7 protein-coding genes are annotated in these 11,649 nt (G+C 73.7%); all 7 read right to left on the reverse strand.

The window, feature by feature from the left end; all coding sequences use genetic code 11:
• Window positions 1-28 precede the first annotated feature (28 nt).
• From DN069_RS10960 to DN069_RS10990, 7 genes are read right to left on the reverse strand one after another with little or no spacing between them, the layout of a single operon-like run.
• Entirely contained in the window at window positions 29-1,990 is a 1,962-nt protein-coding gene (locus tag DN069_RS10960) for an alginate lyase family protein (protein ID WP_111500712.1), read from the reverse strand.
• Window positions 1,987-4,173 carry a bi-domain-containing oxidoreductase gene (locus DN069_RS10965; protein ID WP_111500713.1) on the reverse strand — a complete coding sequence of 729 codons (2,187 nt, stop codon included), beginning with the start codon at window positions 4,171-4,173 and terminating at the stop codon, window positions 1,987-1,989. Before DN069_RS10965 ends, DN069_RS10960 begins: the two co-directional genes overlap by 4 nt.
• Window positions 4,170-6,125, reverse strand: coding sequence for an asparagine synthase (glutamine-hydrolyzing) (gene asnB / locus DN069_RS10970; protein ID WP_111500714.1), 1,956 nt, complete (start codon window positions 6,123-6,125; stop codon window positions 4,170-4,172). Before asnB ends, DN069_RS10965 begins: the two co-directional genes overlap by 4 nt.
• Before the next feature lie 3 nt (window positions 6,126-6,128).
• Entirely contained in the window at window positions 6,129-7,658 is a 1,530-nt protein-coding gene (locus tag DN069_RS10975; RefSeq protein WP_111500715.1) for a Wzz/FepE/Etk N-terminal domain-containing protein, read from the reverse strand.
• Complete coding sequence (locus tag DN069_RS10980; protein ID WP_111500716.1) at window positions 7,655-9,028, reverse strand: Wzz/FepE/Etk N-terminal domain-containing protein; 1,374 nt, start codon at window positions 9,026-9,028, stop codon at window positions 7,655-7,657. The genes DN069_RS10975 and DN069_RS10980 overlap by 4 nt, the downstream gene beginning before the upstream one ends.
• Window positions 9,025-10,290, reverse strand: coding sequence for a glycosyltransferase family 4 protein (locus tag DN069_RS10985; RefSeq protein WP_111500717.1), 1,266 nt, complete (start codon window positions 10,288-10,290; stop codon window positions 9,025-9,027). The genes DN069_RS10980 and DN069_RS10985 overlap by 4 nt, the downstream gene beginning before the upstream one ends.
• Entirely contained in the window at window positions 10,280-11,596 is a 1,317-nt protein-coding gene (locus DN069_RS10990; protein ID WP_111500718.1) for a nucleotide sugar dehydrogenase, read from the reverse strand. Before DN069_RS10990 ends, DN069_RS10985 begins: the two co-directional genes overlap by 11 nt.
• Window positions 11,597-11,649: the final 53 nt, after the last annotated feature.

An 11,649-nucleotide genomic window follows, 5' to 3' on the forward strand; every position in this document is an offset into this window, starting at 1 on the left:
CTCCCCTCCCTGGTCCCGGACTCCCCGGCTACCCGAACGTGAGCACCGTCGTCAGTCCCCGCACCCGGTCGGCCGGGCCGGTGCCGACCAGGACCGTGGCGGGTTCCCTGCGCCCGAAGCCGACCGAGTACCAGCCCAGCGGCGGGTCGATCTCGCCCCGATGGGCCCGCCAGCTCAGTTGCTCCGGCAGGTCGAGCACCGCCGAGCGGTCCTCGCCGTCGCGGGTCCAGCGCAGCTCCGCCCGGCTCCCGGTCAGCTCCGCGGCGATCGTCGGACCGAGGTGGAAGGCCAGGCGCACCTCCGGGCTCGGCCCGCGCACCTCGTCGACCACGCGCAGCTCCCGGCGCGCGGCCGTCAGCTCGACCCAGCGGCGGTGCACGGTCGGCCGGTACCCGGAGTGCTCGGCGCCCCAGCGGAGGACGCCCTCCTCGGAGGTGTCCGCGAGCAGGACACGGCTGCGGGCGTGCCGGGTCCACAGGAACGGGCCGCCGGAGACGGACTGGTCGGCGCCGTCCAGCTGGAGGGTGTTGTGACCGAGGGTCGAGCGGAAGTACCGCCGCCACTCGGGCTGGCCGTGGTAGCAGTACGTCCCCGGGTCGGCGAGCACGTCGACGCCGTCGTGCCGGACCTCCACGGACAGGGCGTCCGCGTGGGCGTGCGCGGCGATGGACAGGAAGCCGTGCGGGCCGCCGTCGCAGCGGCACCAGATCTCCCCCGCGCCGCCCGCACCCGGGTCACGCAGGAGGGTCATCCCCGCGTCGGCGAGGTGGTCCGGCCGGCGCGCGGGGCGGATCTCCGCCGGTGTGGTGGGCCGGATCAGCGCGGCCAGCAGCGAGGTGCGCACATCGGTGCCGGTCACCGCCGGCCACCAGGCGAGGCGCCCGAACACGGCCTCCCCGGTGGTCAGCAGCGAGGCCCAGCGGTCGGTGCCCGCGCCGTCGACGACCAGGCCGTACCCGTCGTCCGCGTCCCCCTGGCGCGGCGGCCGCAGCCGGACGTCCACGACGGCCGCGAGCGCGTCGGTCATCCGCAGCAGCACCGTCCGGATCGACACGGGGACCGGCACACCGACCGCGTCGGCCTCGGCCAGCGCGGCCAGGCCGAGCTCCAGCACCAGGCCGTGGTACTCGGTGGCCAGCTCGCGGTTGAGGCCGGAGTCGAACGTGTTGCTCCGCAGGTGCCGCTCCAGCGACCGCAGCGCACCCGCCCGCCAGTGCGGGGACTCGGGGAACCACCCGAACGCGCAGGCCGCGGCGAACTGCCCGGCGGCCTCGGCCACCACGTGGTTGTTGGCGGAGGACCCGCGGCTGGGGAAGGCGGCCAGCCAGCGCTGGTGGTGCCAGATCTGCCGCAGCGCCCCGGGGTTCGCCTCGAACAGCCCGGGCGCGCCCGGCCAGCCGTCGAGCAGGCGGCGAATCCACACCCAGGAGAGCAGCCGGATGCCCAGCTCGATCCCGCTCACCCAGTGCACCCCGCGCAGCGGGGGGTTGGCCTCCCACCAGGACCGCAGGTGCTCCCCCACGCGCTCGGCGTAGCGCTCCTCCCCGGTGACCGCGTAGGCCGCGGCGAGCACGGTCAGGTACTGGTGCCGGGACGGCTCCCAGATCTGCTTGACGTCCCCGACCGCCTCCTCGTCCCGGTACGGCACGTCGAAGGCGTAGCCCGAGGGGGCGCGGCGCCCAGTCTTCGGGTCGAGACACCAGTCGGGGGCGGCGAGGTCGTCGCGGACCACGCCGAAGAACTCCGCCTGACCGTCCATCAGCCGGTCCGCCTCGGCGACGAGGCGCTTGGCGGCGTCCGACGGCACCGCGTCGAGCGTCCCGGCGGGCAGCGGAGCGGTGAACCGGGCGCCGGACACCCGAGGGCCGTCCGGCAGCGCTGTGCGCCACCGCCTGCGGCGCACCGTGTCGCCCACCCGGCCGCCGACCTCCGCCGGACCCATCCGGGACAGTCGCCGCAGGTACCAGCCCGCGGTCGTGCTCGTGCTCATCGCGCCCGCTCCAGCGTCACCGGCGCACCGCTGACCAGGCTGGCCCGGACCGCGAGGGTCGCCGCCGTGGTGGTGGCCAGCGACTCCAGCGCGACCGGCATCGGCCTGCCGGTCCGCACGGCCTCCAGGAAGGCGTCCAGCTCCGCGCGTTGCCCCTTGTCCCGGCCCTTGGGCAGCCGCGAGCTGACCCACCGCTTGCCGCCGTAGACCGAGGCCCGGACGAAGTCGTCGAGCCGCAGCGCGTGGCCGTCCGTGAGCAGGTCCAGGGTCTCCTTGGGGAAGCCGGGCGCGCCGTTGGTGAGGTAGCTGATGGTCGCCGTGGATCCACCGGGGTAGCGCAGCACGACCTGCAGGTCCTCGTTGCCGGGCGTGGTGACCGCGTAGACCGAGAACGGATCGGCCGCCAGCAGCCAGCTCGCCGTGTCGATGAAGTGGCCGCCCTCGCCCGCGAACCGTGAGCCCTCGGTGTCCTGCCGCAGGTACCAGCTGCCGTGGTCCAGCCGGCCGGCGTTGACCAGGTAGCGCAGGCTCGCCGGACCGGTGCGCGAGCCGAGCCGCCTCCTGGCCTCCTCCAGCAGCGGCGAGAACCGGCGGTTGAAGCCCACCTGCAGCCGGTCGTTGCCTGACTCCTCCACCGCTGCGAGCACGTCGGCCAGTTCGTCCTCGGCGAGCGCCAGCGGCTTCTCCACGAACACCGCCTTGCCGGCCAGCAGCGCCTTCCGGGTCAGCGCGGCGTGCGAACTGTGCCGGGTGACCACGAACACCGCGTCGACGGACGGGTCGTCGAGCACCGCGTGGAGATCGGTGGTGGCCCGGCCGAAGCCGAACTTCCGCTGGGCGTTGGCGCCGGACAGCGCCGTCGTGGTGACCACCGTGGCGAGCTCCACGCCCTCGCGCCCGGCCAGGTGCGGCAGCAGCATCGACGTCGCGTAGTTGCCCGCGCCGACGAACGCCAGCCGTACCGGCGCCGCGGCGGACCGTGCGGGGAGGGAGCGAGACGGCACCTTCACCGTGGGCACCGTCACGGCGGCTGCCGTCGCCGCCGCGGCCTCGGCGGCGGCCTCCGGGTAGCGGAACAGCACGGCCACGGCCTTCAGTTCGCCGTCCCGCAGCCGCTGGTAGGTGTCCACGGCGTCGTCGAAGTCGGCGACGTGGGAGACCAGCGGCTCCACGTCGACGCGGCCGCGGGCGACCAGGTCGAGGAAGCAGGCCAGGTTGCGTCGCTCGGTCCAGCGCACGTAGCCGATCGGGTAGTCGCGGCCCTCGAGTTCGTACTCCGGGTCGTAGCGCCCGGGACCGTACGAACGGGAGAAGCGGACGTCGAGCTCCTTCTCGTAGTACGCGTTCCACGGCAGGTCGAGGCGGCACTTGCCGATGTCGACCACCCGGCCCCGGTCCCGGCTCAGCCTGGCCGCCAGCTCGACGGGCTGGTTGCTGCCGCCGCCCGCGGCCAGGTACACCTGGTCCACCCCGTGACCGTCCGTCAGCTCGGCGACGGCGGCCTCCACCGCCGCGGATCCGGGGTCGCCGCAGGCCACGGCGCCCAGCCGCTCGGCGAGTTCGCAGCGCGCCGGATCGGGGTCGACGCCGACGACGCGGACCCCGGAGGCGGCCAGCAGCTGCACCACCAACTGCCCGATCAGCCCCAGGCCGATGACCAGGGCCGTCTCGCCGAGCTGCGGCTCCCCCCGGCGGACGCCCTGCAGGGCGATCGACCCGACGGTGCCGAAGGCGGCGTGCCGGGCCGCGAGGCCGTCCGGCACCCGGGTGTAGAGGTTCCTCGGCACCCAGTTCAGTTCGGCGTGCAGCGCGTGCTCGTTGCCGGCGCAAGCTACCAGGTCGCCGACGGCCACGTCGTCGATCCCGGGGCCGACCTGCTCGACCACCCCGCACAGCGAGTAGCCCAGCGGCGTGTACGAGTCGAGCCGGTTCATCACCTTGCGATAGGTGGCGGGCACCCCGTTGGTGGCCACGCTCTGCAGGACCTTGGCCACCTGGTCCGGCCGCGAGCGCGCCTTGCCGATCATCGACATGCCGGCCTCGGAGACCTTCATCAGCTCGGTCCCGGTGGAGATCAGCGAGAAGGCGCTGCGGACCAGCACCCCGCCCGGCTTGCAGCCGGGCACCGGCACCTCGAGCAGCGCCAACTCGCCGCTCTTGTAGTTCTGCACGACCTGCTTCACCGGATCTCCTCTGTTCCCGCGCCCGTCAGGAGAGCGCTCGGGGCGGACCCGGAGGTCGCGCCGCGGTACCAGTACTCGAGCGTCAGCACATGCCACAGATGCTTGGAGTAGTCGTGTTGCCCGGCGGCGTCCGCGGCGACGAGCCGGGCCAGCGCGTCGCGGCGCAGGATCCCGGCACGCACGAGCTCGCCGTCGTTGACCACCTCCCGGACCAGCGGCGCCAGATCCCGGCTCATCCAGGCCCGCAGGGGTGCGCTGAACAGGCCCTTGGGCCGGTACACGATCTCCCGGGGCAGAATCGTGGTGGCCGCCTGCTTGAGGGCGGCCTTGCCCTGCCGCCCGACGATCTTGCGGTCGCCGGGCACCGCGAACGCGGCCCTGACCACCTCGACGTCCACGTACGGCACCCGCACCTCGGTCGAGGCGGCCATGCTGGACCGGTCGGTGTAGGCGAGGTTCAGGCCCGGCAGGAACATCCGGGAGTCGGCCAGGCACATCCGGTTGACGAAGTCGTCGAGCTCGTTGTCGCGGTAGACGTCCGCGTGCTCGTCCAGCACGTCCTGGACGGTCCCGGCGAGGTCGGGGTCGACCAGAGCGAGCAGCTCGTCCCGGTCGTACATGGTGTAGCTGCGCCGGAACGCCGTCTCCTCCGGCAGGTCGGCGAAGGAGAGGAACCGCTTCGCGAAGCGCACCGACCGGTACCCGCGCCGGGCGGTGGCGACCGGCAGCCGGTCCACCGCCGCCGACACCCCGCGCCGCAGCGGCCCGGGGACGCGTTGGTAGCGCAGCGCGATCAGGTTGGCCAGGTGTTTGCGGTAGCCGGCGAACAGCTCGTCGGCCCCCATCCCGGAGAGCATCACCTTGACCCCGGCCTCCCGGGCGGCCGAGCAGATCAGGAAGGTGTTGATCGCGGCCGGGTCGCCGATCGGTTCGTCCAGGTGGTACGTCATCCGCGGCAACAGATCGAGCACCTGCGGGGCGATCTCGATCTCGTGCAGCTCGACGCCGAAGCGCGCCGCCACCTGGCGGGCGTAGCGCAGGTCGTCCGGCATCGCCTCGAACCTGGCGTCCTCGGCCCGGAACCCGATCGTGTAGGCGGAGATCCCGGCCTGGTGACGGGCCGCCAGCGCAGTCAGGTAGCTGGAGTCCAGCCCGCCGGAGAGGAAAGTCGCCACCGGAACGTCGGAGACCAGGTGTCGCCGGGTCGACTCCTCGACGACCGCCGCCAGGTCCGGCTGCTCACCGGCCAGGGCCCGCTCGCGCCCCTCGGCGGCGACGTCCTTCAGGTTCCAGAACCGGCCGCGCTCCACCCGGCCGTCGGGCCGGCAGCGCAGCCAGCTCCCCGGCGGCAGCTTCTCCGCCTCGCGGAAGGCGCACCGCGAGTCGGGCACCCAGTAGTACAGCAGCGAGGCCACCAGCGCCCCGTGGTCCACCTGCAACGACCCGCCGGTCACGGCGGCGAGCGCCTTGAGCTCGGAGGCGAACACCAGCCCCTCGCCCCTCCGCAGCAGGAACAGCGGCTTGATGCCGAGCTGGTCGCGGGCGAGCACCAGCTCACCGGTGCGCTCGTCGAAGACCCCGAACGCGAACATGCCGCGCAGCCGGGGCAGGCAGTCCGTGCCCCAGCGCCGCCAGGCCTCCAGCACCACCTCGGTGTCGGAGGTGCCGCGGAAGCGCACCCCGTGCCCGGCCAACTCGGCCCGCAGCTCGGGCGCGTTGTAGAGCTCGCCGTTGTAGGTGAGGGCGAGACCGCCGGAGACCATCGGCTGGGCGCCGGTCCCGGTCAGGTCGATGATCGCCAGCCGACGGTGGCCGAGGTGCACCTCGCCCGCTCCGGCGGAGTGGCCGTACCGGCCCTCCCCGTCCGGCCCGCGGTGGGCGAGGACGTCGGTGAGACGCTCGACCACGGCCTTCCCGTCCGGCCAGTGGTACGCGCCTGCGATGCCGCACATGACTTAGCGTGCCTCCCGATCGCTGTCCGGGACGCGCACGACCCAGGACGGGCGCTCCGTCCGCGGCTGTGCCGTGCCGTTCTGCTGTGCCGGTCGCTCCACGCGGCCGCGCAGCGCGGTCTGCAGCCCGTCCCACAGCGTCCCGTCGGTCCGGTCGCGCGGGTCGGCGTCGATCACCACCACGCCCAGCACCGGAATGCGCAGGTCCGCCAACTGCCGGGCCACGGTGTGCAGCCAGGCGGCGCTGCCGTGTCCGGCCCGGACCAGGAGCACCGTGCGGGTGCCGAGGTGCTGGAGGTCGGTCCAGGCCGTGCCCGGGGCGACCGAGCCGACGCCGAGGCGGCGCTCCTGCGGCACCCCGGTCGTGACCCGCTCGCTGCCGACCACGACCGGGTCTCCCGGCTTCTGCCGGCGGTTGTCGAACCACCGGCCCGGCAGACCGTCGACGATCACCAACGGGCCGTCCGCGGCCAGGGTTCTGCCCAGGTCCAGGGCGATCACGGCCGCGCTGCGCGCGCACCCGAGCTCCAGCAGCGACACCGGTTCCGCCGAGCCGCGCACGGTGCGGGCCAGCGTCACGGTGAGCCGTTCCCGCGCGGTCCGGGTCCGCCGACGCCAGCGCAACCCGGTCGAGCGACGCGGTACCTGACGCAGCTCCGCGATCACCGAGGCGCCCAGGTTCGCCGCGATGTCCCGGCGCAGCACCGGCCGGTCCGCCACCACGGTGCCGACGGCGGAGATCGCCAGCCCGAGGACGAGCCCGAGCGCGAGCCCGATCCCGGCGTCGGTGGCGGCGACCTTGGGCAGCGACTTCACCACCGCCTGTGGCCCGTCCACGACCTGGGTGCCGACCACGAGTTGGGGCGTGCCCACCCGGGCGTCCTGGGCGCGTTGGGTGTAGTCGTCGATCTGCGAGGTGAGCGCGGCCCGGCGGGCGAAGAGCGACTCGAGGGTCGCCGCCGCGCTCGGGTCGCTGCCCTGGGCCGGCTCCTTCCCGATCTCCGTGTTCACCTGGGCGAGTTCGGTCCGCAGCCGGTTGCCCTCCCCGAGCAGGGCGTCGGCCTGGGCGTTCGCCTCCGCCCGCAGTTGGCTCACGTGGTCCGCCACGAAGGCGTTCGCCAGCGCCTTGGCCCGGGCCAGCGCCTGTTCCCGGGTGGTGCCGGTCACCGTGATCTGCAGGACGTTGTTGGTCAGGCCGACGCCCTGGTAGTCCTTCAGGAAGAGCGCCGGATCCTCGGAGGACCCGAGGGACTTCAGGGCCAGACCCGCGATCCGCGTAGTCTCCAGCACGGCCACGTCGGTCTTGATCAGCGTGCCGGGGTCGTTCGGCTGGTCCGCCTGATGCGCGACCAGCACCTTGGTCTCCGCGGTCGGCGCGGCCGGCATCAGCGCCGCCGCCGCCGCGCCGACGAGCAGCCCCAGCAGCGCCAGGGCGCTCCACAGCCGACGGCGCCTGCGCACCGCCACCACCAGCCCCTGCAGATCCACCAGCGGTGCGGCGGTCGACGGCTGCCCACTCGTGTTCGTCGTCACGCCGAGCCCCCTCTCACGTACTCGCCGACCGGCAGGGAAGGCGTGACCTCCTCCGACGCCGGACGGCCCGGGCGCGCCCCACGGTCGCGGACCCGGCCGGCGATGACGACGCCGACGACCTCGTGCCCCGCGTCCGCAGCGGCCTCGGCGATGCCGGCCAACTCCCCGGCCGTCCAACTGCCGGCGCTGAGCACGACCACGACGCCGGACTCGGCGGCGCGGTCCGGCACCACCGGCCGGGCCGCCGACACCTCCCACACCCGCAGCCGGGGATCCTCCCCGGCCTCGGCCGCGAGCCGCTCGGCGGCCCGGGCGGCGGTCGGGTCGCCGTCCGGCACCAGGACCAACAGCCGACGCGGGGCCGCCAGTTGCTCCCGGAGCCGGGCGCAGACCCGCTGGATCCGGATCCGGCGGCCGTCCTCGTCGCCGGAGGCCTGCGGGACCGGCACGTCCCACCGGGTGTCGGTGCCCAGCAGTCGGCGCAGCCAGGCCCGCGGGCCCCGGCCACCGGTCCGGCGCAGACCCCGTTCGTCGAGCACGTCGACGACACCGAGCAGCACCGAGCCCAGCGCCCCGGTGATCTCCCCCTCGCTGCGCGCCCGTCGTCCCACCCGTGCGGCGGCCAGATGGCCGATGACGGCGGCCAGCAACGCCAGCAGCGCTCCTCCGGCGACGAGCTGCGTCCTGGTCGGCGGGGCCGCGCCGGTGGGCCGGGCCGCCGAGCCCATCACGACCATGTTGGCCTGGGCGACGGCGGGGCCGCTCTGGTCCAGCTTGTTCATCGCGGCTTCCAGGTCGGTGCGCAACTGCTCGAGCTCGGTGCGGGACTGCACGCTCTCCACGGTCTGCCCCGGGTTGCTCCCGGCGGCCAGCTCGGTGATCCGGCGGCTGGTCGCCGTCACCAGCTGCCGCAGCTGGTCGGCCTGTGTCGCCGCCGCGGAGCCCGAGTTGTCACCGGCGACCTGCCCGGCGAAGGCGACGAACTGCCGGGCCACCTCGTCGGCGAGCTGCTGCGCCTGCTTCGGGGTGTCGGCCGTTCCGGAGACGGTGATGATGTTCCCGTCGCTGGACGCGGCGGCGCTCACGCGTTTCTGCAGCGTGGCGCCGGTGACACCGGGAAGGCCGAGCGCGTCGGCCGTACGGTCGAGCACGACAGAGCTGTTCGCGACCTCGGCCTGGGTCGCCAGCCCGCGAGCGTCCCACTGACCACCCGTCAGCAACACCGACGCGGTCGTCGTGTACTGCGGCGGCATGAGCACGGAGACGCCGTACCCGGCGAGCGCACCGAGCAGCGCGAGGACGACCAGCAGCCGCCCGCGGCGGCGGAGGATCCGCCCGACGGTGGCCAACCGGATCGTGTCGTCGTTCATCTGGACGTGCTCCTCCCGGTCCTGACCGGTTCGCCCAGCGGAACCCGGGAGCGGTCGCCGCAGGCGGCGGCGTAGGCCTGGAGCAGCGATCGCTGCGAGTTGCGCCAGGAGAGCTCGCCGCTGACCCGCTCCTGGCCGATCGCACCCATCCGGGCCCGCTCCTCCGGATCGTCCAGCAGCCGGGCCACGAGCTTGGCGAACTCGGCCTCGTCGTCGGCGGGCGCGTAGACGGCGGCGTCCCCGGCCGAGACGCGTGCCTCGCGCAGCTCGAAGGAGACGATCGGCCGGCCCATCGCCATGTACTCCAGGACCTTGTTCATCGTCGACACGTCGTTGAGCGGATTGCGCGGGTCGGGCGAGAGGCAGACGTCCGCGGTGGACAGATAGCGCAGCAGGTCGGCGTCCGACACCCGTCCGGTGAACTGGACCTGCTCGGAGAGCCCGAGCCGCCCCGACAGTTCGACCATCGCGTCGAAGGCGTCGCCGGCGCCCACGAACACCGCGTGCCAGTCCGTCCGCCCGAGCTCGTCGCGCAGCTTCGCCAGCGCGCGCAGGGCGTAGTCGACCCCGTCCTGCGGGCCCATGACGCCGAGGTAGCAGAGCAGATGGGGCTTGCCGCGCTTGAGCTCCGGCTCGGGCGGGACCGGGCGGAAGCGGTCGACGTCGGGGGCGCTGCGCACCACGAAGACGTCCTCCGGTCGCTTTCCGCCCCGGCTCAGCGCGACCTGCCGGTAGCTCTCGTTCGTGGCGAGCACGACGTCGGCGGAGCGGTAGGTCAGCCGTTCGAGCAGGCGGACCGCGCGGTAGAGCAGGTCCTCGCCGCGGCCGAACCGGGACAGGTAGAGCTCGGGCACCAGGTCGTGCTGGTCGAAGACGAACCGCGCGCCGCGCCGCTTCAGCCACAGGGCGGGCAGGAACAACAGGTCGGGCGGGTTGCAGGCGTGGACCACGTCGACCGGGCCGACGCGGCGGGCCAGCCGGAGGGTGTGCCGCAACGCCGCCCCGTACTCCCGCAGATAGCCGACCGGCCCGCCGGTCGCGGCGTGCAGGGGGTAGCGGTGGATGCGCACCCCGTCGATCTCCGCCTCCGGCTCCGTGTCGCGAGCCGTCCCCCGGGGACAGATCACCTCCACCTGCCAGCCCGCGTCCCGCAGGGTCGTGCACTCCTGCCACACCCGTCGGTCGAACGGCACCGACAGGTTCTCCACCAGAATCAGCGCGCGCCGGCCCGAACCGTCGCGGCCGGTCGTGTCACCAAGCAAGGCCCGTGTACCCCGGTTCGGCCCGGCGCGCGTCGGCGTCGGGGAGGTGGATGAGGTCGATCAGCGCCGCGCCGCCGCCCTGGGGCAGCGCGGACAGCACGGCCGGATCCCTGGTGCCGACCACGCACACCTCGGCGTGGTCGAGCACCTCGCCGACGGAGTCCGCGAGCAACTGCGCGAGGTGCGGCAGCCTGGTCTCGATGTACTCGCGGTTGGCGCCCATGAGTTGGGAGAGCTTCACGTTGGCGTCGTAGATGCGCAGGTCGTACCCCTTGCCGTAGAGCCGCTCCGCCAGCTCGACGAGCGGGCTCTCGCGGAGGTCGTCCGTGCCGGGTTTGAAGGACAGGCCGAACAGTCCGACCCGGCGCTTTCCGGTGCGCTCGACCAACTCCACGGCCCGACGCAGGTGTTCGGTGTTGGAGGGCAAAACGTGGGCGAGGATGGGCACCGAGACGTCGGCCCGCTGCGCCGCGTGGACCAGGCTGCGCAGGTCCTTGGGCAGGCAGGAACCGCCGAAGGCGAAGCCGGGCCGGAGGTAGGCGGAGCTGATGTTGAGCTTGCGGTCGGCCAGGAACACGTCCATCACCTGGTGCGCGTCCACGCCGAGCGCCTGGTAGACCGCGCCCAGTTCGTTCGCGAAGCCGATCTTGAGGCCGTGGAAGGCGTTGTCGGCGTACTTGATCGCCTCGGCCGTCGGGATCGGCACCCGGAAGACCTCGCCGGGCAGGCCCTCGTAGAGCGCCGCCACCACGTCGCCGCTGGCCGGATCGAGCTCCCCGATGACGGTCTTGGGCGGGTCGAAGAAGTCCCGCACGCTGGTGCCCTCACGGAGGAACTCGGGATTGACGGCGACGCCGAAGTCCACGCCCGCCGTGCCGCCCGACTGCTTCTCCAGGATCGGCACCAGCAGGTTCAGACAGGTGCCGGGGAGCATGGTGCTGCGGAACACCACGGTCTGCCGCCCGCCCCGTTCCGCCACCGCGGCGCCGATCTGCTCGGTGACCCGCTCCAGATAGGTGGTGCACAGGCTGCCGTTGGGCTCCGACGGGGTGCCCACGCAGACCAGCGACACCTCGCTCCCCTTGATCGCCTCACGGACGTCGGTGGTGGCCCGCAGCGATCCGGCCCGCACCACCTCGGCGGTGAGCTCGCCGATCCGCTCCTCGACCACGGGCGCCTTGCCGGCGTTGACCAGGTCCACCTTCACCCGGTTCACGTCCACCCCGACGACCTCGTGGCCCTGACCGGCCAGGCACGCGGCCGACACGCAACCGACGTAGCCGAGCCCGAAGACGCTGACCCTCATGACCCGCTCCCTCCCCCGGGCAGGCCTGTCCGGCCTGCCCGGGGGAGGGAGCG

It is taken from the genome of Streptacidiphilus pinicola (genome assembly GCF_003258295.1).
Taxonomy (GTDB): domain Bacteria; phylum Actinomycetota; class Actinomycetes; order Streptomycetales; family Streptomycetaceae; genus Streptacidiphilus; species Streptacidiphilus pinicola.